Consider the following 17,145-nt stretch of genomic DNA (forward strand, 5'->3'; position numbering starts at 1 on the left):
CTTCCCTGTCAGAAAAGTGGTTGGCATGAAGCGTAGACCAGAAAAGGCGAATTAACCGAACGTAACAGGGAAGAGGAGCAAGTAATGAGACTGGCGACGGGTATGCTGAGCGCATTGGCGCTGTGGAGCGGGCTGGCGATGGCACAACCTGCGGCGCTGACGCTGCCCAGGGAAGACGGTTCGAGTATTCATTACTATCTGGACGCCGCGGTGCCCGGGCAATCGTCGGCGGCGCTGTTGGTGATCCTGCAAGGATCGGATTGCAACAGTGTGCGGCATATCCGCCTGCTGGCGCCGTTGCGGCAGGGGTTACCCGCCGCAGACCTGCTGACGGTGGAGAAATACGGCATCGACGACCGGTTGCCGTACCGCGAAGAAGTCCCGCGGCAGGATTGCCCGGACGCTTTTGTGCAGCATGACACGCCGCAGCGGCGGGTGAGCGATGTCACCCAGGTGCTGCAGGCGGTGATTGCGCGCAACGGCTATCAAAAGGTCGCGGTGCTGGGAGGCAGCGAAGGGGCGGTGATCGCCAATCTGGTGACGGCCTCCTCGGGCCGGATTGATGCCACCCTCGCGTTCAGCGGTGGCGGGCGCTGGTTTATCGACGACGTGCGCCACAGCGCTGCCGGCGCGCCGAAGGAAGAGATGGCCAGGCTGAACGCATTTTTGCAGCAGGTGATGACGGCGCCGCCGTTCCCCCTGAACGCCAGCGATCATGGCTATGCCTGGTGGCATGGCATGCTGAACATCGATCAGCTCGCCACGCTGCGCAGCATCAAGACGCCGGTGCTGATCGTGCAGGGCGACCAGGATCGCGCCGTTTCGCCGGGGGCGGTCGACAATATGATCGACGAATTACGGGCCGCCGGCAAAACGAACATTACCTATGTCAATTACGCTGGATTGGACCATGTGATGCGGCGTGAAAATGGCGCCAGCGAGATGGCGCGGGTGGTGGCGGACATGCGCGCGTGGCTGGAGAAGCAGCTGCGCTGACCGGCCACCCATGGGCCTTACTCGGTGTGGCGCTCCCGGAACAGCAGAGTGGCTATCAGGCTGACGGTCAGCATGCCGGTCACGTACCACGCCGGCGCCAGCGGGTTGTCGCTGACATCCAGCAACCAGGTAACGATCAGCTGCGCCGAGCCGCCGAACAGCGTCACGCCGAAGGCGTAGATCATCGAGGTGCCGGTGGCGCGCACGTGGCGCGGCAGTGCCGAGACGATCAGCATGGTGCTGGACAGCATGTTGATGCCCAGCGCGCCGATCAGCAGGATGCGGAAGACGATCGCCAGCCACAGGGTTTGCGTGGCGCTGAGGAACCAGAAGGTTGGGTAAATCAGGATCAGTGCCGCAAAGATCGAGAACAGCAGCGGCCTTTTGTAATTCTGGATCCGATCGACATAGCGCCCGGCGTAATAGACTGCCACGATTTGCACCACGGAGGCGATGCAGCTGAACAGATAGGCGGTCGGGCCGGCGATGCGGTAGGTCTGCATCATGTAGGTCGGCATGTAAAGCAGCACCACATAAACCATCACGGTGCCGGACATGATGACCAGCACACCCAGCAATAGGTCTTTAGCATGGTTGCTCACCAGATCCCATACCGGATTCAGCGGTACCCGCGCACGATCCGGCTGTTCGCCGCTGTAGGTCTCTTCCAGGTGCTTACGGATATAGACGCCGACCGGAATGATCAGCAGGCCGATGATGAACGGCACGCGCCAGCCCCAGGCATACAGCGCCTCTTCCGACAGAAAATAGGTGAGCGCCAGCCCGCAAGAGGCGCCGAGCAGGGCGCTGACGCCCTGGCTGATCGCCTGCCAACTGACGAAAAAGCCGCGCTGATTGGCCCCGGCGGACTCCAGCAGTAGCGTGGTCGCTGAGCCCACTTCACCGCCGGCGGCGAAGCCCTGAATCAGGCGACCGACTACGATCAGCACCGGCGCCAGAACGCCGATTTGCGCATGGGTTGGCGCGAAGGCAATCAGGGCGGTGCCGACGCCCATCAGCACGATGGTCATCAGCATGGCGGCCTTGCGGCCGACCCGGTCGGCATAGGCGCCCAGCACCATGCTGCCCAGCGGGCGCATGATAAAGCCGACGCCGAACACCGCCACCGACATCAACAAAGAGCCGTAGGCGCTGTCGCTGGGAAAATAGAGTTTGCCGATGATGGCGGCAAAGAAGCTGTATACGGTGAAGTCGAAAATCTCCAGGCCGTTGCCCAGGCTGGCGCCGACAATGACTTTGTAATTTACCGCGCCTTTCTCTGCCGTTTGGCTTTTGGGCAAGGTTTTTTCAGCAGTGTTCATCGTTATCTCTCGCGATAGGTGGACGGTGTGTTGTTATTATTTTCTGGCCGTGGTGGCATTATCCGGGACGGCGATAACCGCCGCCCGAAGCGGCAACAGAATGGCAACGTCTCCTTTACATATACTTGTATGTACAACCCTGTGCAATATGAGGGCGGTTAACGGGATAACGCGGGTTTGATTTTTTTAAGATTTTGTATTTATATGTTTTTTTTGAATTTATAACGTGTGGCAGTGAGGTGATTTAGTGCCGATTTAGTGAGCTGTAGCGCATTAATCATCGAAAAAATCCTGGCATTTAAGAAGGGGGTCACAAAATGTCGCGTATAGCAGAATATGTGGCGATAGTCGGCAAGAAATAGAATTAAATAGAAGTGTGTTGACTGTATCAATGATTCTCAAGAGGTATTCAGGTGCGATTTATTCTTACCTGGTGCGGTATCTGGCGAGAATGTATTTCATTTTTTATTTTAATTAATACCGATAATTAATATGTTTTGTGAATTTGTTCGAGCTATTGTACGGTTTGCTGAGCGAAGCCTCCCCGTGACTTTCATCGGTATTATCCAACGCAGGTATGATTCATCCGTCGGCGCCGCTCAAAATGTCACCAAAACTTCCCGCGATCTCTGCACCCCGTTGTGGCATAATGCGCGCCAAATCACATTCCCTATGTATAAAGAGCGAGCGCTGTGTTAAGCACCAACAACATCACCATGCAGTTCGGCAGCAAGCCGTTGTTTGAAAACATCTCTGTCAAATTCGGCGGCGGCAACCGTTACGGCCTGATCGGCGCCAACGGCTGCGGCAAGTCCACCTTTATGAAAATCCTCGGCGGCGATTTGGCGCCGACCGGCGGCAACGTGTTCCTCGATCCGAACGAGCGCCTGGGTAAACTGCGTCAGGATCAGTTTGCCTTCGAACAATACAGCGTGCTGGACACCGTGATCATGGGCCACACCGAGCTGTGGGCGGTGAAGGAAGAGCGCGACCGCATCTACGCCATGGCGGAGATGAGCGAAGAAGACGGCTATAAAGTGGCCGATCTGGAAGTCGCCTACGGCGAGATGGACGGTTACACCGCCGAAGCGCGCGCCGGCGAACTGCTGCTTGGCGTCGGCATTCCGGTGGAACAGCACTACGGCCCGATGAGCGAAATCGCGCCGGGCTGGAAGCTGCGCGTATTGCTGGCGCAGGCGCTGTTCTCCGATCCGGAAATCCTGCTGCTCGACGAACCGACGAACAACCTGGACATCGATACCATTCGCTGGCTGGAGCAGGTGCTGAACGAACGTAACAGCACCATGATCATCATCTCGCACGACCGTCACTTCCTGAACATGGTCTGCACCCACATGGCGGATCTGGACTACGGCGAACTGCGCGTTTATCCGGGCAACTACGACGAATACATGACCGCCGCCACCCAGGCGCGTGAGCGTCTGCTGGCCGACAACGCCAAGAAGAAGGCGCAGATCAACGAGCTGCAATCGTTCGTCAGCCGCTTCAGCGCCAACGCCTCCAAATCCAAGCAGGCCACCTCGCGCGCCCGCCAGATCGACAAGATCCAACTGGAAGAAGTGAAGGCCTCCAGCCGCCAGAACCCGTTCATCCGTTTCGATCAGGACAAGAAGCTGTTCCGTAACGCGCTGGAAGTGGAAGCGCTCACCAAGGGCTTCGACAACGGCCCGCTGTTCAGCAAGCTGAACCTGATGGTGGAAGTGGGTGAGAAGGTTGCGGTGCTGGGCGCCAACGGCATCGGTAAAACCACCCTGCTGAAAACGCTGGTGGGCGACGCGCAGCCGGACAGCGGCACCGTGAAGTGGTCGGAAAACGCCCGCATCGGTTACTACGCGCAGGATCACGAATACGAGTTCGACGATACCCTGACCGTGTTCGACTGGATGAGCCAGTGGAAGCAGGAAAAAGACGACGAGCAGGCGGTGCGCAGCGTGCTGGGCCGTTTGCTGTTCAGCCAGGACGACATCAAGAAGAAAGTGAAGGTGCTGTCCGGCGGCGAGAAGGGCCGCATGCTGTTCGGCAAGCTGATGATGCAGCGCCCGAATATTCTGGTGATGGACGAACCGACCAACCACCTGGATATGGAATCCATCGAATCGCTGAACATGGCGCTGGAGATGTACGAAGGCACGCTGATCTTCGTCTCCCACGACCGTGAGTTCGTCAGCTCGCTGGCGACGCGCATTCTGGAAATCACCCCGAACAAGGTGATCGACTTTACCGGCAACTACGAAGACTATCTGCGCAGCCAGGGCATCGTGTAACCCTCGCGGCAACGCATCAGGGCGGGAATTATCCCGCCCTTTTTTTATCCGTCATTCCCCGCCGCACACCTCGCAGTGCGGATCCTTCGGCAGTTTCATCTCGCGGAATTGCATGCTCATCGCATCGAACATCAACAGCTTGCCGCGCAGCGGCTGACCATAGTCGGCCAGCAGCTTGATGGCTTCCATCGCCTGCAGGGTGCCGATGGTGCCGACCAGCGGGGCCATCACGCCCGCTTCGACGCAGGTGAGGGCGCTGTCGCCGAATAGCCGGCTCAGGCAGCGGTAGCAGGGCTCGCCCGGCTGATAGGTGAACACGCTGAGCTGGCCTTCCATACGGATCGCCGCGCCGGAAACCAGCGGCCTCTGCTGCGCGTGGCACAGGCGATTCAGGGCGTCGCGCGCCGCCACGTTGTCGGTGCAGTCCAGCACCAGATCGCAGGCAGCGATTTCTGCCGCAATCGCCTCATCTTCCAAACGGCCGTTGATCGCGTCGATGCGGATATGCGGATTAATGGCGCTCAGTTCCTGCCTGGCGGAGGCGACTTTGCTCTGGCCGATGCGATCGTCGCGGTGCAGGATTTGGCGCTGCAGGTTGGAGAGCGAGACGGTGTCGAAATCCACCAGTACCAGGTGGCCGACGCCGGCCGCCGCCAGGTAAGGCGCGGCGGCGCAGCCCAGCCCACCCAGCCCGGCGATCAGCACGCGGGCGGCCTTCAGCTTCTCCTGGCCGTCGAAGTCAAAGCCGCGCAGCACGATCTGGCGGTTGTAGCGCAGCGCTTCGGCGTCGGTCAATTCCGGCAGCATGCTCAGCTCCTCAGCAGGGCGTTGAACGGCTCGATCTCCACCGTTTCGCCTACCGCCACCGAACCGCGTTCGCGCTCCAGCACGATGAAACAGTTGCCCTGGCTGTAGGAGCTGAAGACGTGCGAGCCCTGGTGGCCGGTGGTGCTGACCTCCAGTTCGCCCGCGGCGTTGCTGCTGAACACGCCGCGCTGGAAATCGAGGCGGCCCGGCGATTTCTTCAGCGGCGTCAATGCGCGCGCCCGCAGGCGCGGCGGCAGGCGCCAGTCGCTGTGGCCGGCCAGCTTCGCCAGCAGCGGTTGCACCAGCTGGTAGAAGGTCAGGGCGGCGGAAACCGGGTTGCCCGGCAGGCCGCAGAACCAGGCGTGGCCCAGCTTGCCGAAGGCGAAGGGTTTGCCGGGTTTGATCGCCAGCTTCCAGAAGCTAACCTGGCCCAGCTCGTCGAGCATCTGTTTGGTGTAGTCGGCCTCGCCGACCGAGACGCCGCCGCTGCTGATGACCACGTCGGCCTGGCTGTCCGCCCGTTCGAAAGCGGCGCGCAGCGCATCGCGATCGTCGCGGATAATGCCGAGATCGAGCACCTCGCAGCCCAGCTGTTCCAGCATCAGGCGCACCGCGAAACGGTTGGTGTCGTAGATTTGGCCCGCCTGCAGCGGCTGGCCGACCGGCTGCAGTTCGTCGCCGGTAGAGAACACCGCCACTTTCAGCTTACGCATTACCTGCACCTCGGCGACGCCAAGCGAAGCCAGCAGCGGCAGCTGCGCGGCGCCCAGCTTCACGCCCGCCGGCAACACGCTCGCGCCCCGGCGAATGTCTTCACCCGCCAGACGGATATTCTGGCCGGCTTCAACCGGCACGGTAAAACGCACGCCCTGGTCGCTCACCTCGGCCTGTTCCTGCATGACCACCGCGTCCGCCCCGGCCGGGATCGGCGCGCCGGTCATGATGCGCACGCAGCTGTTGGCCGGCCATTGGCCGTCGAACGGCGCACCGGCGAAGGCCTTACCGGCGACCGGCAGCGGCGCATTGGCCGCCAGGTCGGCGAGGCGCAGCGCATAGCCGTCCATCGCCGAGTTGGCGAACGGCGGCACGTCGAGCGGCGAGACCACCGGCGCGGCGGTGATGCGGCCGGCGGCGGCGGTCAGGGCAACGGATTCGGTCTGCTGCAGCGGGGCGATCTGCCCGAGCATTTTTTCCAGCGCTTGCTCCAGGGAGATGAGATCGGAAGTATGGCAATGATCCATAAAGGGAACTCCGTAATCAGGGTGCGCTAAAATAGCGACAAAGTGCGGGTATTATGGCAGAGAACGCCGGGGGGGAGAACGGGTTATGCTTGCCATCTTTCGTACTGCGGCGCCGGGGCGAACGGGTATAAACTGCGCAAAACAGAGGAGAATCATGATGCATAAACAGGTTATCGAGTTCTGGTTCGACGAGATCGAACCGATCATGTGGTTTAAAAAGGACGACGATTTCGATCGTCTGCTGCACAGCCGTTTCGGCGAAATCTGGCGGGCAGCGGCGGCGGGGGAGCTGGCGCACTGGCGCGACACCATCGAAGGGCGCCTGGCGGAGGTGATCGTGCTCGATCAGTTCAGCCGCAACCTGTTCCGCGGCACGCCACAGTCGTTCGCCTGCGACGGCATGGCGCTGATCCTGGCGCAGGAGGCGATCCGCAGCGGCGAGTGCGAACGGCTGAGCCGCGAGCAGCGTGGCTTCCTCTATCTGCCGTTCATGCATTCGGAATCGCCGCTGATCCACCAGCAGGCGCTGGTGCTGTATACCGAGCTCAACAACGACGACCAGCTGGAGTTCGAGCTGCGGCATAAGGCGATCATCGATCGTTTCGGCCGCTACCCGCATCGCAATGCGATATTGGGGCGCACCAGCACGCCGGAAGAAGAGGCCTTTTTGCAGCAACCTGGATCAGGCTTTTAATCGTTGGATCATCTGCGCCCGGCCGGGGAAAAAACAGCAGGCCGGGCGCCGCAATAAGTGTTATTCAGCGCGAACGTTTATTTCCTTACGCCATGCCGCTATTTCCGCACGCGAAATTACCAATAATCTCAGCCGCAGGATCGGCGGTTTGCCGTTTTTTATAACCTGCTGTTTTTATTCCAATAAGCTATTTCAAGGTGCGAAACGGTCTAAGCGCGCTACGCTAAAAGCGGGGCGTGGACGTTATGCTGTACTTCCACTGCAGGACTAAATAGAGTCGAAAAAGACTGAATAATAATGATACCGCGCTCAGCTTATTCGCTGCGCAACGGCGGGATTAACACAGGGTGTCAGGCAAATGAGCAAACCAGTGATTGCCATTCATGGCGGCGCGGGCGCAATTACCCGGGCGGCGCTGAGTGTGGAAAAAGAACGGCTGTATATCCAGGCACTGTCCGAGATCGTGGCCGCCGGGCAGGCGATACTGGCGCAGGGCGGCAGCGCGCTGGACGCGGTGACAGAAGCGGTGCGGCTGCTCGAAGAGTGCCCGCTGTTCAACGCCGGTAAAGGATCGGTGTTCACTCATCAGGGCACCCATGAGCTGGACGCCTGCGTGATGGACGGCCGCACCTGCGATGCCGGCGCCGTCGCCGGCGTCAGCCGCATCCGCAACCCGGTGCTGGCGGCGCGCGCGGTGCTGGAAAACAGCGAACACGTGCTGTTTGCCGCCGAAGGCGCCGAGAAGTTTGCCGCGGCCCACGGCCTGGAACTGGTCACCCCCGATTTCTTCTTTACCCAGGAACGTTTCGATCAGCTGCACCGGGCCCAGGCGGAGCAGGGCCGGGTATTGCTCGATCACGACGGTGCGGCGCAGGCCGGCGAGCCGCTCGATCCCGATCGCAAATTCGGCACCGTCGGCGCGGTGGCGCTGGATGCGTTGGGCAACCTCGCCGCCGCCACCTCCACCGGCGGCATGACCAACAAGCAGGCCGGGCGGGTAGGCGACACGCCGATCATCGGCGCCGGCTGCTATGCCAACAACGCCACGGTGGCGGTCTCCAGCACCGGCACCGGTGAAATCTTCATGCGCGGCGTGGCGGCCTATGACGTCTCCGCCCTGATCGAGTATGGCGATCTGAGCCTGCAGGCCGCCAGCGATCGGGTGGTGATGGAGAAGCTGCCGGCGCTCGGTGGCAGCGGCGGCATGATCGCCGTCGATTGCCACGGCAATCTCGCGCTGCCGTTCAACTGCGAGGGGATGTATCGCGGTTTTGGCTATGTCGGCGATGCGCCGTCCGTCGGGATTTACCGCTAAGCGTTCACCGGGAGGGTGCATGACCGACGTTTCACTCCGGCCCGCCGGCAACGGGTTGTCATTGCCGCCGCAGCGAGTGCTGACGGTGCGCGATCTGAGCATCAGCTTTCCTCAACCGGACGGCGCCGTGGCAGCGGTGCGTAACCTGTCGTTCGATCTCGATCGCGGCGAGACGCTGGCGATCGTCGGTGAATCCGGCTCCGGCAAATCGGTGACTTCGCTGGGGCTGATGCGGTTGGTGGAGCAGGGCGGCGGGCGCATCGTCGGCGGCGCCATGACGCTGCGCCGGCGCGACGGCGCGCTGCTCGATCTGGCGCGCGCCTCGCAGAGTACGCTGCGCACGGTGCGCGGCGCCGACATGGCGATGATCTTCCAGGAGCCGATGACTTCGCTTAACCCGGTATTTCCGGTCGGCGAGCAGATCGCCGAATCGCTGCGCCTGCATCAGGGCATGGATCGCCGCAGCGCGCGCCAGGAGGCGCTGCGTATGCTCGATCTGGTGCGTATTCCGGAGGCCAAAGAGGTGCTGGGGCGCTACCCGCACCAGCTTTCCGGCGGCATGCGCCAGCGGGTGATGATCGCCATGGCGCTCTCCTGCAAACCGGCGCTGCTGATTGCCGATGAACCCACCACCGCCCTCGACGTCACCATTCAGGCGCAGATCCTGCAGCTGATCCGCGTGCTGCAACAGGAGATGCAGATGGGGGTGATCTTCATCACTCACGACATGGGCGTGGTGGCGGAGATCGCCGATCGGGTGCTGGTGATGCGCCGCGGCGAACAGGTAGAACAGAATCGGGTGCGCGAGCTGTTTGCCGCGCCGCAACAGGCCTATACCCGGGCGCTGCTGGCGGCGGTGCCGAAGCTGGGGGCGATGGCCGATCGGCCGCTGCCGGCGAAGTTTCCGCTGCCGGGCGGCGAGGAGGATACGGCGCCGCAGGATACCGTACCGCCCGGCGCCGCGCCGATCCTGCTAGTGGAGCATCTGGTTACGCGCTTTGATCTGCGCGGCGGATTGTTCAATCGGGTCACTCGCCGGGTGCACGCGGTGGAAAACGTCAGTTTCGATCTTTACCCCGGCGAGACGCTGGGGCTGGTGGGCGAGTCCGGCTGCGGCAAGTCCACCACCGGGCGCTCTCTGCTGAAGCTGGTGGACAGCCAGAGCGGCACCATCACCTTCGCCGGGCGGCGGATAGACCAATTGAAGGGGCCGGCGCTGCAGCACCTGCGGCGCGATATTCAGTTCATCTTTCAAGATCCCTACGCCTCGCTCGATCCGCGCCTGACGGTCGGTTTTTCCATCATGGAGCCGCTGCTGGTACACAACGTGATGCGCGGCCGGGAGGCGGAGCAACGGGTGGCCTGGCTGCTGGAGCGCGTCGGCCTGCTGCCGGAGCATGCGCGCCGCTACCCGCACGAATTTTCCGGCGGCCAGCGCCAGCGTATCTGCATCGCGCGTGCGCTGGCGCTGAACCCGAAAGTGGTGATCGCCGACGAGGCGGTCTCGGCGCTGGACGTGTCGATTCAGGCGCAGATCGTCAATCTGTTGCTCGATCTGCAGCGCGAGTTCGGCATCGCTTTTCTGTTTATTTCACACGACATGGCGGTGGTGGAGCGCATCAGCCACCGGGTGGCGGTGATGTACCTCGGGCAGATCGTCGAGATCGGCCCACGGCAGGCGGTGTTCGACAATCCGCAGCACCCCTACACCCGCAAGCTGATGGCGGCGGTGCCGGTGGCCGATCCCGCTCATGCCCACAAACGGCAGCCGCTGCCGGCCGATGAGATCCCGAGCCCGGTGCGCGCGCTGGGCGATGAACCCGTTACCGCACCGCTGGTGCAGGTTGGCGCCGGGCACTTTGTCGCCCGCCACCCGATCGCCGGTGCTTTTTAAAGACCTCAGGAGAGACAAGCGACATGAAGCACACATTCAAACGCAATGCGCTGTTGACCGCCGTACTGCTGGCGGCGGGAACCGGCCCGGTCTGGGCGGCGAAGGACGCGGTGATCGCCGTGGCCTCCAATTTCACCACCCTCGATCCTTACGACGCCAACGACACGCTGTCGCAGGCGGTGGCCAAGTCGTTCTATCAGGGGCTGTTCGGCTTCGACAAGGACATGAAGCTGGTGAACGTGCTGGCGGACAGCTACGAGGTCAGCAAAGACGGCCTGACCTACACGGTCAAACTGCGCCAGGGGATTAAATTCCACGACGGCACCGCGTTCAACGCCGAGGCGGTGAAGGTAAACCTCGATCGCGCCAGCAACCCGGACAGCCACCTCAAGCGCTACAACCTGTTCAAGATGATCGACAAAACCGAGGCGGTGGACGCCAATACGGTGAAGATCGTGCTGAAGGCGCCGTTCTCGGCGTTCGTCAACAACCTGGCGCACCCGGCGGCGGCGATCATCTCGCCGGCGGCGCTGAAGCAATACGGCAAAGAGATCGGTTTCCACCCGGTCGGTACCGGGCCGTATCAGTTCGTGACCTGGAACCAGACCGATTTCGTCAAGGTGAAGAAGTTCGACGGCTACTGGCAGCCGGGGCTGCCGAAGCTCGACAGCATCACCTGGCGCCCGGTGGTGGATAACAACACCCGCGCGGCGATGCTGCAGACCGGCGAGGCGACCTTCGCCTTCCCGATTCCCTACGAGCAGGCCAAGGTGCTGGAGGGCAACGCCAAGTTGGACGTGGTGGCAGCCCCGTCTATCCTGCAGCGTTACATCAGCATGAACGTCACCCAAAAGCCGTTCGACAACCCGAAGGTGCGCCAGGCGCTGAACTACGCCATCAACAAGGACGCGCTGATCAAGGTGGCGTTCGCCGGTTACGCGGTGCCGGCGGAAGGCCCGGTGCCGCCGGCCATTGACTTCGCCGCCCGCTATAAGCCGTGGCCGTACGATCCGGCCAAGGCGCGCGAGCTGCTGAAAGAGGCCGGCTACCCGAACGGCTTCACCACCACGCTGTGGTCTTCCCACAACCACAGCACCGCGCAGAAGGTGCTGCAGTTCACCCAACAGCAGCTGGCGCAGGTGGGGGTGAAAGTGACGGTGACGGCGATGGATGCCGGGCAGCGTGCGGCGCAGGTGGAGAGCGTCGGGGTGAAGGACACCGGGGTGCGGCTGTTCTACACCGGCTGGTCGGCCTCGACCGGGGAAGCGGACTGGGCGCTGTCGCCGCTGTTCTCTACCCAGGCGGCGCCGCCGAAGCAGTTCAACACCGCGTTCTACAGCAACCCGCAGGTGGACAAGGATCTGACCGACGCGCTGGCGACCACCGATCGCGCCGAGAAGCAGAAACTGTATCAGGACGCGCAGGATCGCATCTGGGCCGACGCGCCCTGGATCTTCCTGGCGACCGAACGTCTGTTGTCGGCCAACAGCAAACAGCTGAGCGGCTTCTACGTGATGCCGGATACCTCGTTCAACTTTGATAACGCCGATCTGAAATAAGGCGCCCATCCCCGCCCGTGGCCAAGCGGCGGCGGGCGGGGGAAGGAATGAGATGCTCAATTATTTTCTGAAACGACTGCTGGGCCTGATCCCGACGCTGCTGATCGTGGCGGTGCTGGTGTTCCTGTTCGTTCACCTGTTGCCGGGCGATCCGGCGCGGCTGGCGGCGGGGCCGGAGGCCGACGAGGCGGTGGTGCAGCTGGTGCGCAAGGATTTGGGGCTGGATAAGCCGCTGCCGCAGCAGTTCGCGCACTTCTTCGTTAACGCGCTGCGGGGCGACTTCGGCATCTCGATGGTGTCCAAACGCCCGGTGAGCGAAGAGATCGCCTCGCGCTTTATGCCGACCTTCTGGCTGACCGTCACCAGCATGCTGTGGGCGGTGGCGTTCGGCCTGGCGATCGGCGTGGTTTCGGCGGTGTGGCGCAACCGCTGGCCGGATCGCCTCGGCATGACGCTGGCGGTGTCGGGGATCTCGTTCCCGGCCTTTGCGCTCGGCATGCTGCTGATGCAGGTGTTCTCGGTCGAGCTGGGGTGGCTGCCGACGGTGGGCGCCGACAGCTGGCGGCACTACATTCTGCCTTCGATCACCCTGGGGGCGGCGGTGGCGGCGGTGATGGCGCGCTTCACCCGCGCTTCGTTCGTCGAGGTGCTGCAGGAGGACTACATGCGCACCGCGCGCGCCAAGGGCGTGCGGGAAAGCGTGGTGGTGATGAAACACGGCCTGCGCAACGCGATGATCCCGGTGGTGACCATGATGGGGTTGCAGTTCGGCTTCCTGCTCGGCGGTTCGATCGTGGTGGAGAAGGTGTTCAACTGGCCGGGGTTGGGGCGGTTGCTGGTGGACTCGGTGGAGATGCGCGATTACCCGGTGATCCAGGCTGAGGTGCTGCTGTTCTCGCTGGAGTTCATCCTGATCAACCTGCTGGTGGATATGCTGTACGCGGCGATCAACCCGGCGATTCGTTATCAATGAGGACGCGGCATGATTAAGCATTGGCGGCGCAACGCCGCACTGAAGGCGATGCCGCTTATCGACTCCAACGCGGTACGCACGCCGTGGCGCGAGTTTTGGCGGCGTTTTCGTCGCCAGCGGGCGGCGCTGGTCGCCGGCCTGTTGGTGCTGCTGCTGATTGCGGCGGCGCTGCTGGCGCCTTATCTGGCACCGTTCGATGCGGAAAACTATTTCGATTACGACCGGCTGAACGAAGGGCCTTCGCTGATGCACTGGCTGGGCGTCGACTCCCTCGGGCGCGATATCTTCAGCCGCATCCTGATGGGCACGCGCATTTCGCTGGCGGCCGGGGTGTTCTCGGTGCTGGCGGGCGGGGCGATCGGCACCCTGCTGGGGTTGCTGGCCGGCTACTATGAGGGCTGGTGGGATCGCCTCACCATGCGCGTCTGCGACGTGCTGTTTGCGTTTCCCGGCATTCTGCTGGCGATCGGCGTGGTGGCGATCATGGGCAGCGGCATGGCCAATGTGATCGTCGCGGTGGCGATCTTCAGCATTCCGGCCTTCGCCCGCCTGGTGCGCGGCAATACGCTGGTGCTGAAGCACCTGACCTATATCGAATCGGCGCGCAGCATCGGCGCCTCGGACTGGACCATCATCCTGCGGCACATCCTGCCGGGCACCCTGTCTTCGATCGTGGTCTATTTCACCCTGCGCATCGGCACCTCAATCATCACCGCCGCCAGCCTGTCGTTTCTGGGCCTGGGCGCCCAGCCGCCGACGCCGGAGTGGGGAGCGATGCTCAACGAGGCGCGCGCCGATATGGTGATCGCGCCGCACGTGGCGATCTTCCCCAGCCTGGCGATATTCATCACCGTGCTGGCCTTCAACCTGTTGGGCGACGGATTGCGCGACGCGTTGGATCCGAAACTGAAGGGGTGAGGGTATCGCTGAATTGGCATACCCCTGTTTACGAGTATAATTGATGAAAATTTGACCCGCGTATATTACAGGGATGAGGTATGGATATGGCAATGATGGCTTTTGAAGAAATCCGGGCGGTTTAACCGCCCGGATTTTTTTATCAGCGGAACAGGTGCTCGGCGTGGAAGCGCAGGTGATCTTCCACGAAGGTGGCGATGGTGAAGTAGCTGTGATCGTACCCCGGCTGAATGCGCAGCGTCAGCGGCCAGTCGCGCTGGCGCGCCAGCTCCGCCAACCGTGCCGGCTGCAGCTGGTCGGCCAGGAACTGGTCGTCGTCGCCCTGATCGATCAGCACCGGCATTTTCTCCGCGCCGCTGGCCAGCAGATGGCAGCTGTCGTACTGCAGCCACTGGCTTTCGTCGCTGCCCAGATAGGCGGTGAACGCCTTGCGGCCCCACGGCACCTGGCACGGGTTAACGATCGGTGCGAACGCCGATACCGAGCGGAAGCGCTGCGGATTGCGAAACGCCATCATCAGCGCGCCGTGGCCGCCCATCGAGTGGCCGAAGATCGACTGACGATCGCTGACGCTGAAGTGCTGTTCGATCAGCGCCGGCAGTTCGGCGCTGATGTAGTCGTACATGCGGAAGTGGCGATCCCACGGCGCCTGGGTGGCGTTCAGGTAGAACCCGGCGCCCTGGCCCAGATCGTAGCCTTCGTCGTTCGGCACCTCGTCGCCGCGTGGGCTGGTGTCCGGCATCACCAGCACCAGGCCCAGCTCGGCGGCGATGCGCTGCGCGCCGGCTTTCAACGTGAAGTTCTCGTCGTTGCAGGTCAGCCCCGACAGCCAGTACAGCACCGGCGGCGGGTTGTCATCGCGCGGCGGCGGCAGGTAGATGCTGAATGTCATGTTGCAATTCAGGCTCTGCGCCGCGTGGCGATAGCGCTGCTGCCAGCCGCCGAACATGCGGTGCTCTTCGAGAAGTTCCAATGACAACGTCATCTCTGCCTCCTGGCTTATTGGTCGAAGTGGATGACGGAACGGATCGATTTGCCTTCGTGCATCAAATCGAACGCTTCGTTGATCTGCTCCAGCCCCATGGTGTGGGTGATAAAGTCGTTCAGCGCGAATTCGCCGTCCAGATAGCGCTCGACGATGCCCGGCAGCTGCGAACGGCCCTTGACGCCGCCGAACGCCGAACCGCGCCAGACGCGGCCGGTGACCAGTTGGAACGGACGGGTCGAGATCTCTTCGCCGGCGCCTGCGACGCCGATGATCACCGATTCGCCCCAGCCCTTGTGGCAGCACTCCAGCGCGGAACGCATCACGTTCACGTTGCCGATGCACTCGAAGGAGAAATCGACGCCGCCGTCGGTCAGCTCGACGATCACTTCCTGAATCGACTTGTCATAGTCTTTCGGGTTGATCAGATCGGTGGCGCCCAGCTTGCGGGCCAGATCGAACTTGCTGGTGTTGATGTCGATGCCGATGATGCGGCCCGCGCCGGCCATCTGCGCGCCGATGATCGCCGACAGGCCGATGCCGCCCAGGCCAAAGATCGCCACGGTGTCGCCCGGTTGCACTTTGGCGGTGTTCATCACCGCGCCCATGCCGGTGGTCACGCCGCAGCCCAGCAGGCACACTTCTTCCAGCGGCGCTTCCTTGTTGATTTTCGCCAGTGAGATTTCCGGCACCACGGTGTACTCGGAGAAGGTGGACGTGCCCATGTAGTGGAAGATCGGCTTGCCGTCCTTGAAGAAGCGGGTGGTGCCGTCCGGCATCAGCCCTTTGCCCTGGGTGGCGCGGATTGCCTGGCACAGGTTGGTCTTGCCGGATTTACAGAATTTGCACTCGCCGCACTCCGGGGTGTAGAGCGGGATCACGTGATCGCCGACCGCCACGCTGGTGACGCCTTCACCGACCGCTTCCACCACGCCGCCGCCCTCGTGGCCGAGGATCGCCGGGAACACGCCTTCCGGATCTTTGCCGGACAGGGTGTAGGCATCGGTGTGACAAACGCCGGTGGCGACGATCCGCACCAGCACTTCGCCTTTTTGCGGTGGCATCAGCTCGACTTCTTCGATCTTCAGCGGCTGGTTCGGGCCCCAGGCAACGGCGGCGCGGGTTTTGATCATCTCCATCATAGTCTCCTCAGTGGTTTTCTTTTTAAATCAGGCGATATCGACAACGTCTGATAAATCGTTGGGGGTGCTTTCATCAACAGCGGCGGTTTCCGTCTGTTCAATAATCAACTCTTTCAGCGCGCGCACGTTCGGCCCGAACGCGTCGCGGCGCCACAGCAACCAGGTGGCGGTGTCGGCCACGTCCGGCGGCAGGGTATGAACCCGAACCCGCTCATGGCCCGGCAGCAGGCTCAGCACCGAATGCGGGATCATCGCCAGCCCGGCGCCGCTGGCGACGCAGGCCAGCATGGCGTGATAGGACTGGATCTCCATAATTTGCCCCGGCCGCGCGCCTTCGCGCTTGAACCAGGCCTCCAGCCGCAGGCGGTAGGAGCAGCTGGCGCGAAAGGCGAACAGCGTCTCGCCATTGGCGTCTTTGGCGCTGTGGATCGGCGCGTGATCGAGACAGGAGATCACCACCATATGTTCAGGATAGGCGATGCAGCCGTTCAGCTCGTCATAGGGTACCGGGCCGTCGACCAGCGCCGCGGCCAGCGTGCCGGCGCGCACCCGATCGGCGATTTCGCCGGAGGTGCCGGTGGTCAGCGACAGCGAAACCTGCGAGAAGCGCTGGTGGTAAGCCGCCAGCAGCGAGGGCAGGCGGGTAGCGGCGGTGCTCTCCATCGAGCCGAGGGCGAAGTTGCCCGCCGGTTCGCCGGCGTGGGTGATGCTCATCGCCTCATCGCTCAGCGCCAGGATGCGGTTGGCGTAGCACAGAAAGTTATGGCCCATCGGCGACAGGCGCAGGCGCTGTTTTTCGCGGATAAACAGATCGGCGCCCAGCTCCTGCTCGAGCTGGCGCAGCCGGGTGGTCAAATTCGACGGCACGCGGTGCAGCTGCTCGGCGGCGCGGGCGACCGAGCCGGTTTCCGCCACGCAGCAGAACATGCGAAGCTGGGTCAGATCCATAATATTCTCGTTTCGTGATGAACTTGATAACTATTATTCAGTTTTTGTGAGTTTAATACTGCGGCA

Annotated in this window: 14 protein-coding genes; 8 read left to right on the forward strand and 6 right to left on the reverse strand. The window is 62.5% G+C overall.

Annotated features, from left to right (window positions below; translation table 11 throughout):
- The first annotated feature begins 84 nt into the window (after positions 1–84).
- Positions 85–996 carry an alpha/beta hydrolase family protein gene (locus tag V8N38_RS07515; protein WP_147839545.1) on the forward strand — a complete coding sequence of 304 codons (912 nt, stop codon included), beginning with the start codon at positions 85–87 and terminating at the stop codon, positions 994–996.
- Between the two features lie 17 nt (positions 997–1,013).
- On the opposite strand, the gene V8N38_RS07520 is transcribed toward V8N38_RS07515, so the two are convergent.
- Complete coding sequence (locus tag V8N38_RS07520) at positions 1,014–2,318, reverse strand: MFS transporter (protein WP_060421373.1); 1,305 nt, start codon at positions 2,316–2,318, stop codon at positions 1,014–1,016.
- A 692-nt stretch (positions 2,319–3,010) separates the two neighbouring features.
- Between V8N38_RS07520 and V8N38_RS07525 the strand changes: the two genes are divergently transcribed.
- Positions 3,011–4,603, forward strand: a complete 1,593-nt coding sequence (locus V8N38_RS07525) for an ABC-F family ATPase (protein WP_033637709.1) — start codon at positions 3,011–3,013, stop codon at positions 4,601–4,603.
- A gap of 51 nt (positions 4,604–4,654) precedes the next feature.
- Here the strand turns inward: V8N38_RS07525 and moeB are convergent, their stop codons facing one another.
- Positions 4,655–5,410, reverse strand: a complete 756-nt coding sequence (gene moeB / locus V8N38_RS07530; RefSeq protein WP_060421377.1) for a molybdopterin-synthase adenylyltransferase MoeB — start codon at positions 5,408–5,410, stop codon at positions 4,655–4,657.
- Between the two features lie 2 nt (positions 5,411–5,412).
- Complete coding sequence (gene moeA, locus V8N38_RS07535) at positions 5,413–6,651, reverse strand: molybdopterin molybdotransferase MoeA (protein ID WP_147839544.1); 1,239 nt, start codon at positions 6,649–6,651, stop codon at positions 5,413–5,415.
- A 157-nt stretch (positions 6,652–6,808) separates the two neighbouring features.
- Between moeA and V8N38_RS07540 the strand changes: the two genes are divergently transcribed.
- The 6 genes from V8N38_RS07540 to gsiD all read left to right on the forward strand — a co-directional run bounded on the left by V8N38_RS07540 (position 6,809) and on the right by gsiD (position 14,004).
- The gene (locus V8N38_RS07540) at positions 6,809–7,345 is read left to right on the forward strand and encodes a DUF924 family protein (RefSeq protein WP_147839636.1); all 537 of its coding nucleotides are present in this window, start codon (positions 6,809–6,811) and stop codon (positions 7,343–7,345) included.
- Positions 7,346–7,703: 358 nt separating this feature from the next.
- The gene (locus tag V8N38_RS07545) at positions 7,704–8,660 is read left to right on the forward strand and encodes an isoaspartyl peptidase/L-asparaginase family protein (protein ID WP_147839543.1); all 957 of its coding nucleotides are present in this window, start codon (positions 7,704–7,706) and stop codon (positions 8,658–8,660) included.
- Positions 8,661–8,679: 19 nt separating this feature from the next.
- A complete protein-coding gene (locus tag V8N38_RS07550; protein WP_147839542.1) occupies positions 8,680–10,554 on the forward strand; it encodes a dipeptide ABC transporter ATP-binding protein in 1,875 nt (624 codons plus the stop codon).
- Positions 10,555–10,577: 23 nt separating this feature from the next.
- Complete coding sequence (gsiB, locus tag V8N38_RS07555) at positions 10,578–12,113, forward strand: glutathione ABC transporter substrate-binding protein GsiB (RefSeq protein WP_147839541.1); 1,536 nt, start codon at positions 10,578–10,580, stop codon at positions 12,111–12,113.
- Between the two features lie 52 nt (positions 12,114–12,165).
- Complete coding sequence (gene gsiC, locus V8N38_RS07560; RefSeq protein WP_038880960.1) at positions 12,166–13,086, forward strand: glutathione ABC transporter permease GsiC; 921 nt, start codon at positions 12,166–12,168, stop codon at positions 13,084–13,086.
- 9 nt (positions 13,087–13,095) lie between these two features.
- On the forward strand, positions 13,096–14,004 hold the full coding sequence (gsiD, locus tag V8N38_RS07565; protein WP_187181536.1) for a glutathione ABC transporter permease GsiD: 909 nt from the start codon (positions 13,096–13,098) through the stop codon (positions 14,002–14,004).
- Positions 14,005–14,146: 142 nt separating this feature from the next.
- Here gsiD and fghA read toward each other — a convergent pair whose 3' ends face one another.
- The 3 genes from fghA to ptrR are packed head-to-tail and all read right to left on the reverse strand — an operon-like array spanning position 14,147 to position 17,079.
- The gene (gene fghA / locus V8N38_RS07570; protein ID WP_015377214.1) at positions 14,147–14,989 is read right to left on the reverse strand and encodes an S-formylglutathione hydrolase; all 843 of its coding nucleotides are present in this window, start codon (positions 14,987–14,989) and stop codon (positions 14,147–14,149) included.
- A 14-nt stretch (positions 14,990–15,003) separates the two neighbouring features.
- Positions 15,004–16,128 carry an S-(hydroxymethyl)glutathione dehydrogenase/class III alcohol dehydrogenase gene (locus tag V8N38_RS07575; protein ID WP_187181540.1) on the reverse strand — a complete coding sequence of 375 codons (1,125 nt, stop codon included), beginning with the start codon at positions 16,126–16,128 and terminating at the stop codon, positions 15,004–15,006.
- 30 nt (positions 16,129–16,158) lie between these two features.
- Positions 16,159–17,079: a putrescine utilization regulator PtrR gene (gene ptrR / locus V8N38_RS07580; RefSeq protein ID WP_016928453.1), complete on the reverse strand. Its 921-nt coding sequence runs from the start codon at positions 17,077–17,079 to the stop codon at positions 16,159–16,161.
- Positions 17,080–17,145: the final 66 nt, after the last annotated feature.

It is taken from the genome of Serratia nevei (genome assembly GCF_037948395.1).
GTDB classification, from domain to species: domain Bacteria; phylum Pseudomonadota; class Gammaproteobacteria; order Enterobacterales; family Enterobacteriaceae; genus Serratia; species Serratia nevei.

Coding starts and splice junctions, on each gene's coding strand:
- V8N38_RS07515 (WP_147839545.1), top strand. CDS start 85: ATGAGACTGGCGACGGGTATGCTGAGCGCATTGGCGCTGTGGAGCGGG.
- V8N38_RS07520 (WP_060421373.1), bottom strand. CDS start 2,318: ATGAACACTGCTGAAAAAACCTTGCCCAAAAGCCAAACGGCAGAGAAA.
- moeB (WP_060421377.1), bottom strand. CDS start 5,410: ATGCTGCCGGAATTGACCGACGCCGAAGCGCTGCGCTACAACCGCCAG.
- moeA (WP_147839544.1), bottom strand. CDS start 6,651: ATGGATCATTGCCATACTTCCGATCTCATCTCCCTGGAGCAAGCGCTG.
- V8N38_RS07540 (WP_147839636.1), top strand. CDS start 6,809: ATGCATAAACAGGTTATCGAGTTCTGGTTCGACGAGATCGAACCGATC.
- V8N38_RS07545 (WP_147839543.1), top strand. CDS start 7,704: ATGAGCAAACCAGTGATTGCCATTCATGGCGGCGCGGGCGCAATTACC.
- V8N38_RS07550 (WP_147839542.1), top strand. CDS start 8,680: ATGACCGACGTTTCACTCCGGCCCGCCGGCAACGGGTTGTCATTGCCG.
- gsiB (WP_147839541.1), top strand. CDS start 10,578: ATGAAGCACACATTCAAACGCAATGCGCTGTTGACCGCCGTACTGCTG.
- gsiC (WP_038880960.1), top strand. CDS start 12,166: ATGCTCAATTATTTTCTGAAACGACTGCTGGGCCTGATCCCGACGCTG.
- gsiD (WP_187181536.1), top strand. CDS start 13,096: ATGATTAAGCATTGGCGGCGCAACGCCGCACTGAAGGCGATGCCGCTT.
- fghA (WP_015377214.1), bottom strand. CDS start 14,989: ATGACGTTGTCATTGGAACTTCTCGAAGAGCACCGCATGTTCGGCGGC.
- V8N38_RS07575 (WP_187181540.1), bottom strand. CDS start 16,128: ATGGAGATGATCAAAACCCGCGCCGCCGTTGCCTGGGGCCCGAACCAG.
- ptrR (WP_016928453.1), bottom strand. CDS start 17,079: ATGGATCTGACCCAGCTTCGCATGTTCTGCTGCGTGGCGGAAACCGGC.